This is a genomic window from Pseudomonas sp. 910_21, assembly GCF_052850735.1.
Genome location: NZ_VXCY01000002.1, coordinates 965,146 through 981,741, shown reverse-complemented (window position 1 = coordinate 981,741; position 16,596 = coordinate 965,146). Strand labels below are relative to the sequence as shown.

The 16,596-nt window shown below is 64.0% G+C and carries 13 protein-coding genes; 12 read left to right on the top strand and 1 reads right to left on the bottom strand.

All coding sequences use genetic code 11. The annotated features are described in order from the left end of the window. Position 1: 1 nt before the first annotated feature. Positions 2-901, bottom strand: a complete 900-nt coding sequence (gene yegS, locus FW796_RS09680; protein WP_346632130.1) for a lipid kinase YegS — start codon at positions 899-901, stop codon at positions 2-4. Positions 902-1,336: 435 nt separating this feature from the next. Between yegS and FW796_RS09675 the strand changes: the two genes are divergently transcribed. The 12 genes from FW796_RS09675 to FW796_RS09620 all read left to right on the top strand — a co-directional run bounded on the left by FW796_RS09675 (position 1,337) and on the right by FW796_RS09620 (position 16,482). Next, positions 1,337-2,770 carry an undecaprenyl-phosphate glucose phosphotransferase gene (locus FW796_RS09675; protein ID WP_404937424.1) on the top strand — a complete coding sequence of 478 codons (1,434 nt, stop codon included), beginning with the start codon at positions 1,337-1,339 and terminating at the stop codon, positions 2,768-2,770. Continuing rightward, complete coding sequence (locus FW796_RS09670; RefSeq protein WP_446439281.1) at positions 2,771-4,228, top strand: mannose-1-phosphate guanylyltransferase/mannose-6-phosphate isomerase; 1,458 nt, start codon at positions 2,771-2,773, stop codon at positions 4,226-4,228. It abuts the gene before it with no gap. Positions 4,229-4,296: 68 nt separating this feature from the next. After that, on the top strand, positions 4,297-5,073 hold the full coding sequence (locus FW796_RS09665; protein ID WP_346632133.1) for a polysaccharide biosynthesis/export family protein: 777 nt from the start codon (positions 4,297-4,299) through the stop codon (positions 5,071-5,073). An 18-nt stretch (positions 5,074-5,091) separates the two neighbouring features. After that, on the top strand, positions 5,092-7,086 hold the full coding sequence (locus tag FW796_RS09660; protein WP_346632134.1) for a GumC family protein: 1,995 nt from the start codon (positions 5,092-5,094) through the stop codon (positions 7,084-7,086). Further along, positions 7,086-8,282 (top strand): glycosyltransferase, encoded by a 1,197-nt coding sequence (locus tag FW796_RS09655; protein ID WP_346632135.1) that lies wholly within the window; start codon positions 7,086-7,088, stop codon positions 8,280-8,282. The genes FW796_RS09660 and FW796_RS09655 overlap by 1 nt, the downstream gene beginning before the upstream one ends. Then, positions 8,266-9,567 (top strand): cellulase family glycosylhydrolase, encoded by a 1,302-nt coding sequence (locus tag FW796_RS09650; protein ID WP_346632136.1) that lies wholly within the window; start codon positions 8,266-8,268, stop codon positions 9,565-9,567. Before FW796_RS09655 ends, FW796_RS09650 begins: the two co-directional genes overlap by 17 nt. 2 nt (positions 9,568-9,569) lie before the next feature. Continuing rightward, positions 9,570-10,787 carry a glycosyltransferase family 4 protein gene (locus FW796_RS09645; RefSeq protein WP_346632137.1) on the top strand — a complete coding sequence of 406 codons (1,218 nt, stop codon included), beginning with the start codon at positions 9,570-9,572 and terminating at the stop codon, positions 10,785-10,787. Further along, positions 10,778-11,878: a glycosyltransferase family 4 protein gene (locus tag FW796_RS09640; protein WP_346632138.1), complete on the top strand. Its 1,101-nt coding sequence runs from the start codon at positions 10,778-10,780 to the stop codon at positions 11,876-11,878. The genes FW796_RS09645 and FW796_RS09640 overlap by 10 nt, the downstream gene beginning before the upstream one ends. After that, positions 11,878-13,296, top strand: coding sequence for an O-antigen ligase family protein (locus tag FW796_RS09635; RefSeq protein ID WP_446439280.1), 1,419 nt, complete (start codon positions 11,878-11,880; stop codon positions 13,294-13,296). Before FW796_RS09640 ends, FW796_RS09635 begins: the two co-directional genes overlap by 1 nt. Further along, complete coding sequence (locus FW796_RS09630; protein WP_446439279.1) at positions 13,293-14,114, top strand: acyltransferase; 822 nt, start codon at positions 13,293-13,295, stop codon at positions 14,112-14,114. Before FW796_RS09635 ends, FW796_RS09630 begins: the two co-directional genes overlap by 4 nt. 9 nt (positions 14,115-14,123) lie before the next feature. Next, positions 14,124-15,539, top strand: a complete 1,416-nt coding sequence (locus FW796_RS09625) for a lipid II flippase MurJ (protein WP_346632141.1) — start codon at positions 14,124-14,126, stop codon at positions 15,537-15,539. 16 nt (positions 15,540-15,555) lie between these two features. Further along, complete coding sequence (locus tag FW796_RS09620; protein WP_346632142.1) at positions 15,556-16,482, top strand: glycosyltransferase family 2 protein; 927 nt, start codon at positions 15,556-15,558, stop codon at positions 16,480-16,482. Positions 16,483-16,596: the final 114 nt, after the last annotated feature.

The window sequence follows — 16,596 nt, the reverse complement described above, 5'->3', positions numbered from 1 at the left end:
CTCAGCGTGCGCCGCCGAGCAAAGGCGAATCTGCCGGCAAATGCACCTGCAAAGCCGCAGGGCGAGCAGTGAAACGCAAGGTGTCGCCCTGCAGCGGCTCGCCGTCGAGATTGATGTCCAGGCCTCTTGAGGCCTTGATCTCGACCCAGGGCAGGCGCGCGCGGACAAACATATTGTCGATCCCCAAGCCACCGGCCAGCAGGTTCTTCAGGGTACCTACCAGTTCCTGAGGCGCCGGCAGAATGCTGATATCCAGCAAGCCGTCGTCGGCCAGAGCTCCCGGGCAAAGCTCATGCCCGCCCCCCGCCTGCCGGCCATTGCCGATGCCCAGAGCCAGCAACTCACCACGCCAATGGAAATCCGGCCCCTGCAACTCGCCATAGGCCGCACTCAACTCGGCAAAGCGCGACAGCCCGGTGAACAGATAAGCGGCACCGCCAAGGACTTTCTTCAAGTCCTCAGAGGTGTTGGCGGTGACCTGGCTACCAAAGCCGCCGGTGGCCATATTGAGGAAAATCTGCCCGCCAACCTCCCCCAGGTCGACCGCCCGGGCCGGGACTTCCAGCAGGTCCAGGGCCGCTGCCGGGTCAAGGGGAACACCCGCAGCCCGGGCAAAGTCATTGGCCGTGCCCAGTGGCAGCAGCACCAGACTGGCCGGGGCCGAGGCATTGGCCAGAGCTTCGGCAATGTCCCGCAGCGTACCGTCGCCGCCTCCGGCAATCAGCCGGGTATGCCCCGCGTCCAGCGCCTCGTTCACCAGCCGCTGGGCATCTCCCGCCTCCCAGGTCAGGCGCACCGCAACCTCCCAACCGGCAGCGCGCTTGGCCTCGACCGCAGCGCGCACCTCATCGTTGAGAGCTTGTTTGCCGTGCAGTATCAACAGTGCCTTGCGCTCACTCATCAGCCATGACTCCGGTTATGGGTTCCTTGAAGGATGTTGACCTTGGGCACAGCGAAAAAAGTCTGTTCCATTGATTATTTTTTTGCCTAAGCCAGTCTGGTTCGTGCCTCCCGCTCATGACCGAGGTTAGCCTGACAACGAGGGAAATCTTCCATCGCTAGCCTGCTTTCGATTAGCCAGCCGCTGTTTCATGAGCTTTACTGAGCCAGGTCGTTTAGATGATGAAGTGCAGGCCATCGCGCTTACCGGTGCCCAGAGGCCCACCCGAGTACGCCGAAAACCCTGCCTGCGCCAATGAACACCTGCCACGACCATGGATGAGTCGGTGTGGTTTTTTCGGTGTCGGGAAGCACAACGGGAAGCAAGAAATAGTTTCGAACTTCCTGACGGTCCTTCCAGTCAACCGGTTTGCCTTGGATCGAGGGAATTGATCTTATGCGGTTGCAACCTGTAGACAGCCTGTTATTGACTCGTCCCAGCATGGTCGAGTACTTCCTGTTCGGCATACGCGTGGTCCATGGCGCAACCGCGATCATTCCGGGACTGTTGCTGCTCCTGCTGTCGAACACTGACCTCACCGTACTGAAAAGCGACCTGACCATCCTGCTGTTCTTCGGCGTCATCAGTGTCCTGATCTTCCAGGCCCTGGGAGTCTACGCCGAGTCGATTTTCAGCAACCGACTGCGCTTCCAACTCACCCTGTTTGCCTGGGCCTCTTCGTTTTGTGTGCTGCTGTTCATGCATCACTCGATGCAGATGTTCAAGGCCATCAATAGCCCCCAATTGCTCGCCTGGTTCATCGGCAGCTTTGTGTTGTTCGGAATCGAGCGCCTGGTTCTCCTGACCCTGTTCCAGCAACTGATGCTACGGGGGGTATTCCTGCAGAACGCGGTGATTCTCGGCGCCACGGAAAACGGCCAGCGCCTGGCGGAATACCTGGCCCAGCACCAGGACATCCGCTCGGGCGTCATCGGCTTCATCGATGACCGCATCGGCCGTCTGCCCAAGACCCTGTGCAATCTGCCGCTGCTGGGCAACTCCAGCGACCTGGAGCGCTTGATCCGCGAGGAAAAGGTCACCCAGGTCCTGGTGGCCCTGCCCTGGTCGGCGGAAAACCGCATGGCCTATGTCATCCGCGAGCTGCGCCGACTGCCGGTGAACGTGCTGCTGGTGCCCGACATGGTGGCCTTCCGACACGCCCACAACCGCATCACTGAAGTCGCCAACCTGCCGATGTTCAACGCCTCCGAAGTACCTCTGCGAGGCTGGTCACCCGTCTTCAAGCGCCTGGAAGACATGCTGCTGTCCACTCTGGCCCTGGTGCTGCTGTCTCCTGTGATGTTGCTGGTGGCCCTGGCGATCAAGCTGGACTCCAAGGGCCCGGTGCTGTTCAAGCAGAAGCGCTACGGCTACAACAACCGGCTGATCGAGGTCTACAAGTTCCGCTCGATGCACCAGCATTTGAGCGACGCCAACGCCGAGAAACAGACCACCCGTGGCGACCCGCGCATCACCCGGGTCGGACGAGTCATCCGCAAGACCAGCCTCGACGAGCTGCCCCAACTGTTCAATGTGTTCGCCGGCAGCATGTCCATGGTTGGCCCGCGGCCCCACGCTACGGCAACCAAGGCTGCCGGCATCCTCTTCGAAGAGGCGGTCAAGGAATACACCTCCCGCCACAGGGTGAAGCCGGGCATCACCGGGCTGGCGCAGATCAATGGTTACCGCGGCGAAACCGACACCCTGGAAAAGATCGAAAAACGTGTCGAATTCGACCTGGAATACATCGAAAACTGGTCAGTCTGGTTTGACCTGTACATCCTGTTCCGCACTATTCCGTCCGTCATCATGACCCGCGAGGCCTTCTGAATGAGCACACTCATTCCCTGCATCATTGCTGGCGGCGCCGGCACCCGCCTGTGGCCGGTATCCCGCGAGGCGATGCCCAAACCCTTCATGCGCCTACCGGACGGCGAGAGCCTGCTGCAGAAGACCTTCGTGCGCGCCACGGCGCTCAAGGACGTCGGCCGCCTGCTGACGGTAACCAACCGCGAAGTGTTCTTTCGCACCCTGGATGATTACCGCCTGCTGAACAAAACCCGAGTCGATCTGGATTTCATCCTCGAACCCTTCGGGCGCAACACCGCGCCGGCCATTGCCGCAGCGGCCCTGCATGTCAGCCGCCTGTACGGCGATGATGCGCAGCTGCTGGTGCTGCCCGCCGACCACCTGATCAAGGACGTCCAGGCCTTCGCCGCGGCGGTGGACAGCGCCCGACAACTGGCCGAACAAGGTTGGCTGGTGACCTTCGGCATAGTGCCGACCCATGCTGAAACCGGCTTCGGCTACATCGAGAAAGGCCAGGGCCTGAACAGCGAGAGCTTCCAGGTCAGTCGCTTCGTCGAAAAGCCCGATGCCGCGACGGCCCAGCGTTACGTCGATGGCGGCCTGCACCTGTGGAACGGCGGGATGTTCTGCATGCGCACCGACGTGATCCTCCAGGAGCTGCGGGAATTTGTCCCGGAGGTGGTCAGCGCCGTCGAGCACTGCCTGGAGCAGAGCCATCGCAAGGAAGGCAAGCACGAACTGCAAGTGGAACTGGACGGCGAAAGCTTCGCCCTGGCCCCCGACATCTCCATCGACTACGCGGTGATGGAGCGCTCGAAGAAAGTGGCGGTGGTGCCTTGCCAGCTGGGCTGGAGCGACATCGGCTCATGGCAGGCGGTGCGAGAACTGACCCCGGCGGACGAACACGGCAATCAGTGCAACGGCGAGACCGTGCTGCACGATGTCAGCAACTGCTACATCGACTCGCGCAAGCGTCTGGTGGGCGGGGTCGGCCTGAACAACCTGATCATCATCGACACCCCGGATGCACTGCTGGTGGCCGATGGCAACCGCAGCCAGGACGTCAAGCTGATCGCCCAGGAACTCAAGCGCCTGGGCCATGACGCCTACAAACTGCACCGCACCGTGACCCGGCCCTGGGGCACCTACACCGTGCTCGAGGAGGGACCACGCTTCAAGATCAAACGCATCATGGTCAAGCCCGAAGCCTCCCTGTCCCTGCAGATGCACCACCATCGCAGCGAGCACTGGATAGTGGTCAGCGGCATGGCCCGGGTGACCAATGGCGAGGATGAGTTCCTGCTCAACACCAACGAGTCGACCTTCATCAAGCCCGGTCGCACCCATCGGCTGGTCAATCCCGGAGTGATTGATCTGGTGATGATCGAAGTGCAGAGCGGGGAGTACCTCGGTGAAGACGACATCGTGCGCTTCAACGACATTTATGGACGCGCCCCCGCCGAACCCGGCAAAACCTGAAACAGCGCTTGACCCGTGAATCTGGCCCGACAGGGAGTTGTGACTATGCACGCCAGGAAGATCGCTCAATGAAGAGACTGCTGCTGATTTCCAGTATTTTCATGCTCTGTGCCTGCTCCATACCCGCGAAGGTGGAATTGCCTCCCAGTCAGGATCTGCAGGCTGCACACCGCGCCGGCGATGCCCTGGCCGGCCAGCCGCTGCCGCCCCAGCGGATTCGCCCGGGAGACACCCTGCGCATCGTCCGCAACACCGGCGAGGCGCCGTCGATCTCGGCCTTCACCGCCAACTCGATCTACGAACTGACCCTGTTCACCGTGCTCAACGACGGCACCTTTGCCTATCCCTACGCCGGGCAGATAAAAGCTGCGGGGCTGACCCCGCAACAGCTGACCCAGGTCCTGGAAAACAAGCTGAAGAACATCTACCAGGACTCGGCCCTGACGGTGAACATCAACCAGGCGCCGGGCAACACGGTGTTCGTCGGCGGCTCGGTGCGCAATCCGGCGTCCCTGCCGGTGACCGTGACCACCACCCTGGAACAGGCGATTGTGGGCGCTGGCGGCCTGCTGTCGGTGGGCGACAGCCGCAACATCGCGCTGCTGCGCGAGGGCGAGGACGGCCGCTACAAGACCTACTTTTTCGACTACCGAAAATTCATGATCGCCGGCAACGCCGGAGCCGCGCCGGTACTGCTGCAACGCGGCGACGTGGTCTTCGTGCCCAAGTCCAGCGTAGGCAACGGCATTGAATGGGTGGATGTGTACCTCAACCAGTTGATTCCGTTCACCAAGTCGATCGGTATCGGGGCGAGTTACGAAATCAATCGCCAGTCGGCCAACTGATCGCCAAGGACAGCACTCATGATCAATATCCGTTCCTTTCGCGATCTGCTGCGGTTGTTCTTCATCTTCAAGCGCGAGGTCAAGATCACCGTTCTGGTGACCTTCATCATCATCGTGCTGGGGGCTTTCTTGCTGCCCAACCGCTTCGAATCCACCGCCCTGCTGCTGGTCAAGCCCGGACGCGACACCAGCACCCTGCCGATCGAGATTGCCGACCGCCAGGCAGTAGTGGTTCCCAGCGCCCAGCGCGACCCGATCATCGATGAAGAGCGCATCCTCGCCGGCGAGCCCATTGCCCGCAAAGTGGCGCAGCAGTACCTCGACGACCTGTCCCGCCAGCCCCAGCCCGGCGGGTTCCTGGGCAGTGTGAAGAATGCCGTGAAAGGCGCGCTGGAAGGCCTGGTTGATCTGCTGCGAGGCACCCTGCAGTTGGTCGGTCTTGTGGAAAAGCAGACTCCGGTCGAACGCCTGACCGAACGCATGCTGAAAAACTTCAGCGTGACCCACGCCACAGGCTCTTCGGTGATGGAAGTGAGCTTCACCTGGAACGATCCGCAAGTGGCCCAGACGGTGGTCAAGAGCTGGATCGAGCATTACCAGCAGGAGCGTGCGCAAACCCTCGGCCGCAAAAGCCTGTACGCCTTCTATGAAACCGAAAGCGCCAGCACCAACCAGCGCATCCTCGGCTACAAGACGCAGATCGCCGACTACTTGAACCAACTGGGGGCGGTGAGCATCGACGAGCGCCTCAACGACATCTCGCGCAACCTCAATAACCTCAAGGGCGAGCACCTCAATACCACCCGGGCGGTGGCGTCCACCAAGAGCGGCCTGGACACCATCCAGAAACAGCTCAACAGCATGAAGAAAGAGATCAGCATCGGCCGCCAGATGAGTCTCAACCCCGATCGCCAGGATCTGCAGCAGCGGATCAACGCCAAACAGATCGAACGCCAGGAAATGCTCCGCACCTTCAAGGAAGGTGCGCCGCCGGTGCGGGCCATGGATACCGCCATTGCCAACCTGCAAGCCTTGCTGAAATCGGAAAACAGCACAGTGCAGCGCAGCGAGAACCTTGCGCCAAATCCGGTCTATACCCGCCTGCAGAACAGCTTCGCTGATCAACAGGCGAGCCTCAGCCGCCTGCAGACCCAGGCCGCCCAGCAACAGACCCAGTTGCTCAAGCTGGAACAGGACCGGCGCCAGGCCCTGGCCCTGGAGCCGGAACTGGCACGCCTGCAACGCGAACTCAGCGCGGCGGAAAAGAGCTTTGCGCTGTACAGCGACAGCACCGAGAAAGCGCGGATCGACCGCGAACTGGACCAGAGCCAGATCAGCAATATCGCGGTGATCGAAGAAGCCACTTTCAAGCCCAGCCGGGTCTTTCCCAAGAGCCTGAGCATGCTGCTGGCGGCCATTCCCCTGAGTCTGGCCGTGGGCCTGCTGGCGCTGTACTTCTTCTATCTGCTGGATCAGCGCATCCATGACGGCGACCAGATCGAAGAGCGCTTCGGGGTCAAGGTCTGGAGCAGCCTGCAGGACCTGGACAGCCACCTGCCGCAACGCAACAGCGCCTTTACCGCGAGCCTCTATCGGCTGTACGGCGTACTGCCCCTGGAGCGGGTCGCGGAACAGGGGCTGGTGATCGGCCTGACCTCGGCACGCCACGGCGAAGGGGTGAGTTTCGTCACCGGCCACCTGCGGGACCTGCTGCAGGAGCGCGGCCATCAGGTCCGGGTCAACGGCCCGGCCAAGGCCGCTCCCGGGGAAATCGTGCTGCTGGAAGCCTCCGGCTTCTTTTCCAACCAGGAGGCCTTTGTCAGCCTGCGGGAGGCCAACCTGATCGCTCTGATCGTCGAAGCCGAAACCACCACAGTGCCGGTGCTGCAGAACGCCCTGTCGATCCTCAATACCGCGTTCAAGCGGGTCGACGGCATCATCATCAACCGTCGACGCTTCGGCATCCCGGAGAACGTGCTGAATTTCATGGCGCGGATCAGGAGTCCAAGCTGATGCATATCGCCCTGCTGGCTCCCATGCCTCCCGAACAGAACGGCATCGCCGACTACGCCGCACACCTGCGCGCCGCCTTGGAGGGCCTGGGACTGCGGGTCAGCACGCCCCTGGCGGGAGTGGGCAACGATCCGGATCGGGCGGTGGAACGTGTGGCGCAAACGGACTGGCAGGGCATTGATCTGGTCCACGCCGAACTGGGGGGTGGCCGGCTGGCGGAGTTTCACGCCCTCAAGGCCTTGCGCCAGCGCTTTCCCAGCCTGCCGTTGAGCGCCACGGTACACGACCCCGAGCGCCTGGTCTGGCGTCGGGCCCGCCTGCCCTGGCCACTGTCACTGGCGACACGGCTGCCCTCGCCCCTGCCGCAGATTGCCACGGTACTGACCGATCCGATCTGCCTGTACGAGGAACAGCAACTGGCCCGCAGCCTCAACCGGCTCATTACCCTGACCCACGCCGGTGGCGAGTGCCTGCGCCAGCGCATGGGGCTGCGAGCGGAGCAGATGGTGGTCATCCCCCACGGCAACCTGGCGATCCCCGCCCAGCCGCTGCCACCGCTGTCGCCCTTGAAGCTGCTGTATTTCGGTTTCATCTATCGCGGCAAGGGCATCGAGGACCTGCTGGACGCACTGGCCATGGCCTTCGCCCAGCAACCCGGGATGCGCCAGCGCCTGCGCCTGACCCTGGCCGGCGGCAGTGAGCCGGAAATGGCCTTCGGCAGTGCCGGCAGCTACCTCGAACAACTGCGCCAGCACATCCAGCGCCTGAACCTGCAGGACAACATCGATTGGCAGCTGGACCTGCCGGCCACGGATATCCCCAAGGTGATCCAGGCCCACCATGTGATGGTCCTGCCCTATCGGGAGTCGAGCAAGCTGAAGGTCCTGGGCAAGTTGCGCGGCACCAGCGGCGCCTTGTCCTGGGCGGTGGCATGCGGACGCGGGGCCATCACCTCCGACGCCCGCTCCTTCGCCGAAGAAGTGGCCCAGGACAACGGTGTGATCTTTCCCCAGGGCAACGTCGCGGCCCTGGCCGCCGAGCTCAGCCATTTGTGCACCAGCCCCGAGCGGGTGGAGCGCTGGGCCGAACACGCCGGGGTGATCGGTGCCCGACGGGTCTGGAGCCATACCGCCGAACGCTTTGCCCGAGTGTTCACGGATGCCTGTGGAGGCGCTGCACATGTATACGCTACGTAGATCGCGCAGCTTGCTGCTGGTACTGGCCTGCCTGGCCTGGCCGGCCCTGGCGGACAATAACCTGCGAGCACCGCGGCCGGTGGTGTGGAAGGACTTTCTCGGGGTCAACGCCCAGTTCCAGTACTTCTCTCCCAGCGTCTATCAGAAACAGATGGACCGTCTCGATGCCCTCGGCCTGAACTGGGTCCGCCTGTCGATTCACTGGGCAATGATCGAGCCCAGCGAGAACGACCTGCAACTCAACGCCCTGGATGGCGCGATGACGGCCATGCAGAGCCGCCACTACAACATCCTGGCCTACATGGTGGGCTCGGCCCCCTTCGCCGCCAACATTCCCCCTGGCGCCGCCCCTTCCGACCAGTACCCGCCCAAGGACTTCAATGTCTTCGCCCAGCGCATGCGCATGCTCGCCCAGCGCTATCCCCAGGTGAACACCTGGCAAGTGTGGAACGAGCCCAACATCGTCTGGCTGCCCAAGGAAGACCCGGCTGCCTACGACCGCCTGCTCGAAACCACCACCAGCGCAATCCGCTCGGCCATTCCCGGCAAGCCCGTGGCCACCGCCGGCATGGCCTATTACAGCCAGATGCGCAACACCCCGGGACTGATGCTCGAGGACCTGCTGGAGCAGGGCCTGGGTAACGAAAACCTGATCGCCGCCTACCACCCCTATTCCGAGTATCCGGAAGGCGATGACGCCACGGCCAAGGACTTCCTGGTGCGCGGCAACTTCCTCAATAGCGGCCTGCACAGCCAGGGCGTGCAACAGGTCTGGGCCACCGAATGGGGCTGGTCGAGCTACACCAGCGGCGAGCGCGAGATGCAGGCGATGATCGGCGTCAATGGCCAGGCCGACTACACACTACGACGCCTGGCGCTGATGGCGACCATGGACTATCAGCGAATCTTCCTGTTCAACCTCAGTGACCTCGATGCCCGCGCCAGCAACCGTGACCAGTCCTACGGCCTGGTGGACCTGGCGAGCGATCCCAAGCCGGTGTATGCCGCCCTCAAGCACTTTTTCGACGTCACCGGACCCAGCCTGGCCCCGGCCGACCCTCCGCAGTTGAACAATGCCCCGAGCGATCTGTACAGCATCGCCTGGACCCGGCCCGACGGCTCCCATGTCTGGATGTTCTGGAGTGCCAGCGGCGCCAGCCTGCAGATCCCCGGGCTCAATGCTGCTGCCCTGTACGACCCGCTGGCCGCAACCCGCACCGACTTGAGCGGGCAGCAAGGCCTCAGTGTGCCGTTGAAAACCAGCCTGCAACTCCTGGTGTGGTGAACATGAAGATCCTCTGGACCCTGCCCTACCTGCCCTGGCCCGCCACCAGCGGCGGCAAGACCCGGCAATACCACCTGCTGCGAGCCCTCGCGGCCCGAGGTCATCGCATTACTTTGCTGGTGCAGTCGAAAACCCCGCTGGACGAGGCCACCCGCGCCGCCCTGGAGCCCTGGCTGGAACGCCTGATCGTGCTGCCCCGGCGCCCCTTGCGCAGCCTCAAGACCCTGTTCTCGGTACTGTTCGCGCCCTATCCGATGCTGGCCGATATCAATGGCCTGGCGGGGCCGCTGCAACAGCGCTTTCGCCAACTGCTGGACGAGCACTGGGACGTGATCCAGATCGAGCACAGCTACAGTTTCCAGCCCTTTGAACAACCGCTGCAGCAACTGCAGCGGGACTTCGTCCTCACCGAGCACAATGTCGAATCGGCCCTGGGCGCCGCCAGCTATGACCGCCTGCCGGCCTGGTCGAAACCCTTCACCCTGTATGACCAGTGGCGCTACCGACGCTGGGAGCGTCGGGTGTTCCAACAGGCGACCCAGGTCATCGCAGTCACCGAACAGGATGCCCTGACCCTGGCCCGACTCAGCGGCAAGCCTGCCGCAGTGGTGGTCAATGGCGTCGACTGCGAACACTACGCCTCAGTCCAGCCGGACCTGACCAGCCAGCGCCTGCTGTTTATCGGCAACTACGAATACAGCCCCAACCTGGATGCCGTGGAATGGGCCCTGGAGGAGATCCTGCCGCGCCTCTGGGCGCTCAACCCGGACGTACGCTTCGCCATCTGTGGCTACGCCCTGCCGGACAGTTTTCGCCAGCGTTGGCCAGACCCGCGCATCGAGTGGCAAGGCTTCGTCCCCGACCTGCGGGACCTGCAACGACGCTCGACGCTGTTCTTCGCGCCCCTGCGCCAGGGCGGCGGCTCCAAGCTCAAGGTGCTGGAAGCCATGGCCGCCGGCTTGCCGGTGGTCACCACAGCCCAGGGCAGCTCGGGGTTGCAGGTGGAAAACGGCCGGCACTACCTGGGCAGCGAAGACCCCGGCGCCCTGGCGCAGATCCTCGCCGAAGCCCTCGCCGACCCCGAGCGCCTGCAACGCATAGGCGACGCCGGACGCGGCTACGTGTTGGCCGAACACGACTGGACCGTTGCCGCCGCCCAACTGGAAGCGGTCTACCAGCAACTCCCCTCAGCCAAGGAAGAAGTGTCCGTATGCGCATAGGTCTGGATTACCGCCCCGCCGCGGGCTACAGCAACACTGGAATCGGCCGGCAGAACCTGGCACTGGAAGAGGCCCTGCGAGCCAACCCCGAGGTCAGCCTGCAATTGTTCGGCGTGGCCCCCGAGGAGCATCCCCTGCGCCGTCGCGTGCACTGCCCCCGCTGGGGCGCGCCTTTGCAGGGGATCCATCGGCTGCCGGGGCGACTGCGCTTCGAGGGCGGCTTTCTCCCCGGCGCGCTGCGGGAGGCTGGCATCGAGCTGTACATCTGCAACTTCAACATGGGCCTGCCCCTGGGCAAGAAACCCCAGGAACTGCGCTATGTGCTGCAGCTGCATGACCTGTTCCAGCTGACCCTGAGCAACAGCCACGGTTCCCGGCTCAAGGAGCGGATCTACGGGCTCAGCGACGCGCTGTCCATCGCTCATTCGGTGAAGCAGGCGGATCGGATCTGGACGCCTTCGCAGTACACCGCCGACGCATTGGTGAAACGCTTCCCGGGAGCCCGGGACAAGGTCCGGGTACTGCCCAATCTGGTCACCGGCTTTCACGGTGAAGCCGCTGACATCAGCGACCTGCAGCTTCCCGAGCGCTACTGGCTGGCAGTCGGCACCCGCGAACCGCGCAAGAACATTCCCTGGTTCGTGGGTGCCTGGCAGGCCGCCCGCCAGCAGTCCCCCGAAGTGCCCGAACTGGTGCTGATCGGCGCTCCGGAGCACCTGCCCGGCGAGCTGCGAACGCTGCATGGCCTGCACTTTCTCAGCGATATCAGCGACCGCCAGCTACATGCCGTCTACCTCAAGGCTCTGCGACTGTGGCAGCCCTCCTACGCCGAGGGCTTCGGGCTGCCGGTGATCGAGGCCCTGAGCGTCGGCACCCCGGTGGCGGTGGCCAGCGGCTCGGCCCTGGACGAAATCACCCCGGCCACCAGCCCGCGCTTCTCCCCCACCGACAGCAACGCCTTGAGCCAGCTGATGGTGCAACTGGCCAGCGCCTCAACGGAAGATCCCGAGACACTCAAGGCCTGGGCCGACGGTTACGCCGAGAGCGCCTATCGCCAGCGCTTCGATGAACTGCTCGAGGAACTCAAGTAATGCCCATCGCTCTGCCAGTGGCGCTGACCTTCAGCCTGGTCTTCGGCGTGCTGATCTGGCTGCTGCCACCGTTGAAGGTACTGGTGCTGATGGTCGGCATCGCGGCAGCGGTGACGGTACTCCGCCAGCCCATGCGCGGGCTGCTGCTGTTCGCCGTGCTGGCGACTTTCCTGCCTTACTCGACGGTACAGATCGGCCTGCGCACGACGATCTCCGAAGCCCTGCTGCTATTGGTCTGGGCCAGTATTCTGCTGCAGAGCCTGCTCTCCAATCTGCCGCCTGCCCCCAGGCTGCTGCGCACCGAAAAGCTGCTGCTGGCGCTGATGGCCTTCAGCGCCTTGCCGTTTGTCATCGGTCAACTGACGGTGCATGCCGACGGCAACGGGCCGGTGAACTGGGTGCGCTGGCTGCTCAACCTGTCGGCGCTGTTCCTGGTACGGCGCCTGCTGCAGGAACCCAAGGCTCGGGAGCAGTTGGTCGGCGGCTTGCTGCTGGGCACTCTGTTGCTTCTGCTGCTGTCGATTCCGATGTTTCTGAAAAACGGCAGCGCCACCGCCATGACCCCGATCCTGGAAAAGCTCGGCTACGGCGGTATCGAGGTGCTGGGGGACAGCCTCAGCGCCCTGGCCAATCGCATGGGCTCGCCCTGGATGCACCCCAACGTCACCGGCGGCGCCATGGCGCTGCTTCTGCCCCTGGCCTTCTGCTTCGGCCTGACCCGCAGCGGCTGGCAGCGCAACCTGGGGCTGGCCGTGGCCCTGCTTGGAGCGGCCGGGCTCTTGCTTTCCGGCTCCCGGGGCGCCTTGCTGAGTCTGTTGATCGTACTGATCTGGATGGCCCGTCAGCGCGTGCCCTATACCGGGCGCATGCTGATGGGCGGCTTGGTCCTCGGCGCCTTGCTGCTGATGTCCTACCCACCGCTGCAGGATCGCTTGCTGACCCTGTTCTCCTCCAACGATGCCAGTACCAGCGTGCGGGTCGACGAGTACTCGCACTTCCCCGCGGCCATGGCGATGTTCCCCTTCGGCATCGGCTTCAAGGTCGACCCTCCCGTGCCGGGCACTGGCCTGTGGGGCATCTCCAACCTGTGGCTGAACTTCATCTACAAGATCGGCGTACCCGGCATGCTGCTATTCGTCGCGGTGATCTGGAGCTGGTGGCGGGAAACCCGCGGCACCGGGCTGCAGGTCCGCTTGAACCGCGACAACGCTCTCTGGCTCGGCAGCGGCGCCGGTCTCAGCGCCGCCCTGATCAGCGGCCTGTTCGACCACTATTTCAGCTTTACCCAGGTGCTGATCGCTCTGTTCTGGCTGCTGCTGGGCCTCAATCTGCATGAAGCCAGGCGTTTGCGGCTCAAGGCCGGGGTACCCATGCCACGGGTTACTTCAGACTCCCTTCCCTCAGGAATCCGCCCATGAAACATCGCCTTTTCCACTCGCAGAACCTGAAGCAGGCACTGCCTGAATATGCGCACAAGATGGGCGTGAGCCTTGAGGAACTGGAGGCGGCCTATCAGTGGATGCTGGAAAACGACGTGGTGTTCGAACAACCGCTCAAGGGCAACGTGCTGACCTACATCAGCTACCTGAACATCGAGTCGAAGATCGAGCCGCCCTTGCCCCGGCGCTTCTATGCCTTGCTGGGCCGCGAGCTCAAAGGCGCATTGATCCCCATGTATGGCATCAACTGGCCGACCCTGCGCGACCGCATGCTGCGAGTCTGGGAGCAGGTCTACAACATCCTCATCTGCAAGATCCCCAGCCACACCCTGCGTCTGTTCTGGCTGCGCATGGGCGGCGCGAAGATCGGCAAGGGCTCCACCGTCTGGCGCAACACCGAGGTGCTTGGGGTCGACAGCCTGCGCATCGGCCAGGACAGCACCGTGGCCTGGCACTGCCAGCTGGATGCCCGGGGCGGGCTGATCATCGGCGACCATGTGACCATCGCCTCCCATGTACTGATCATCGCCGGCGGCCATGACCTCAAGGAGCCGGAATTCTGGGCCGTGGGCGGGCCGATCTATATCCATGACTACGCCTGGATCGCCAGCCGGGCCCTGCTGTCCTTCGGTGCCGAGATCGGTGAGGGCGCGGTGGTCGGCGGGCAGTCGGTGGTGTCCAAGCCAGTGCCGCCCTATGCCATCGTCAGTGGCCCGGACGCGATCATCAAAGGCGAGCGCTGCCGCAACCTCAACTACAAAGTGGGCGGCAAAGGCCTGTTCACTTTGTTCCACTAGGCCACGCCCATGTTCGGCGCGACGCTGTGGCTGACTCTGGCAACGCTGACCGGACTGGCCGCCGGCTTTGCCCGGGAATGGCTGCTGGTGGCGGCCTGGGGCGCCGGGGGGCAGAGCGACGGATTCCTGGTGGCGATGTTCCTGCCCGAAGCCTTGCGCATGGCCCTGGCCGCAGGCCTGCTCAGCGCCGCCGCATTACCCCTGTATCAGCAACGCTCGGCCCCGGAACAGCAGGCCTGGCTCAGTGCCCTGACCCCGCGCCTGCTGCTGTGCGGGCTGTCACTGGCTGCGCTCCTGAGCCTCGGCGCGCCGTTGTGGGTCCGCCTGATCGGCCCCGGACTGGGCAGCGACGGCTACGCCCTGGCCAGCGGTGGCTTGCGCTGGCTGGCCTGGTGCGCTCCGGGGTTTGTCCTGCACAGCCTGTTCTGTGTGCCGCTGCAAGCCCGATCGCGCTTCGTCCTGGCCGGCCTGGGCTCGCTGCTTTTCAACGTGCCGCCGGTGATCTACCTGGCCAGCTTTCATCATGACTCGACCCCCGTCGGGCTGGCGGGCGCCTGCGTGCTGGGCAGCGTGCTGATGCCCACGGTGCTGCTGCCGAGCCTGCTGCGGGATGGCTGGCGCCCCTGGCGGATTCAGGGCGCTCCCGGCGCCGGTCGCGAACTGCTGCAACGGATCGGCCCACTGCTGAGCAGCAACCTGGCCAGCCAGGGCCTGGCCCTGCTGGAGCGCATGGCCGCATCGCTGCTGGGGGAAGGGGCGGTCACCTGGATCAACCTGGCGCGCAAGTTGATCAACCTGCCGCTGATTGCCCTGATGAGCCTCAACCAGGTGCTGCTCGGACTGATGAGCGGCAGCGCCGGCGAACAGCGCCTGGGCCTGCTGCGCAAGGGCCTGAGCAGCGCCACCCTGTTGACGATTCCGGCGGTGGTAGGGTTGATCGGCGCAGCGGCGGCACTGGTTCATCTGCTGCTGCCCAGCCAGGCCGCCGGCAGTCCCCTGCCGGAACTGCTGGCATGGTTTTCGGTGCCGCTGATGTTCGGCGCCTGGAACGCGCTGCTGGCCCGCTACGCCTACGCAGCGGGGGATACACGCATGCCACTGGCTTGCGAGCTCGCCGGCAGCCTGCTCAACGCCTTGCTGCTGGCCTTGCTGCCGTACTTCTTCGGCTTGATCGGCATCGCCCTGGCGGCCATCTGCGGCGTGATCCTCACCGGGTTGCTGCTGATGCGACGCCAGCAACTGCTGGGACTGGTGCCTTGGCGCAGCCATTGGCTGATCGGTATCGGCGGTATGGCACTGGCCGCGCTGTTCCTCCATCCGCTGACCTCGACCTGGTGGCAACTGGGATTGAGCAGCGCCTGTGGCCTGCTGCTGTTGCTGACCCTCGCGGCCTGGCTGCGGCCCTGGCGCCCGAACCTGATCTGAACCGGAGGGATGGACAATGTCGACACTGCGCGTGGCCTGTGTGATCCCGACCTACAACGGCCGTCAGGACCTGTCCCGGCTGCTGGACTCCCTGGACATCCAGAGCGCGGCGTTCGATACCCTGATCGTCGACTCCAGCTCCAGCGACGGCAGCTACGAGCTGGCGCTGGCACGCGGCCCCAGCGTGCTACGCATCGACAGCCGCGACTTCAACCATGGCGGCACCCGGCAACTGATGGTAGAGCGCAACGCCGACTACGACGTGTACGTGTTCATGACCCAGGACGCCTACCTGGAGGATGCCGAGGGCATCGCCCGCATCGTCGCGCCCTTCGCCGACCCGCAAGTGGGGGCGGTGTGCGGTCGCCAGCTGCCACACTTGAATGCCAGTCCCCTGGCCACCCACGCGCGGCTGTTCAACTACCCGCCGACCTCCCAGGTGAAAAGCCTGGCTGACGTGCCGACGCTGGGAATCAAGACCGCCTTCATGTCCAACTCTTTCTCCGCCTACCGGCGCGAGGCCCTGATGCAGGTCGGCGGCTTTCCCAAGCATGTGATCCTGTCCGAGGACATGTACGTGGGCGCCAGGATGCTCCTGGCGGGCTGGAAGGTTGCCTACGAAGGTCGAGCCTGTTGCCGCCACTCCCATAACTACAGCCTCAAGGAAGAGTTTCGCCGCTACTTCGACATCGGCGTGTTCCACGCCCGGGAGCCCTGGATTCGCCAGGCATTCGGCGGTGCCGGCGGCGAGGGCCTGCGCTACGTCAAGTCCGAGCTGCAGTTCCTCGGTCCGCGGCGCCTGCTGCAATGGCCGGGGTCGCTGCTGCGCAACGGGGTGAAACTGATCGCCTACAAACTCAGCCAGCAGGAACGCTATCTGCCCCTGGGCCTGAAGAAAAGACTCGGCATGTACAAGCGCTACTGGGACAGCCCCTACGCGTGAACTGCAGGTCCGAGTTTTAAAGCGAATTTCCTGACCGAAGAATGAGAATTGCCTGAATTGACCCTGCAGAGCCAATCAGTGACTGTGGATGCCAGGCGCTGACGCCTTACACAG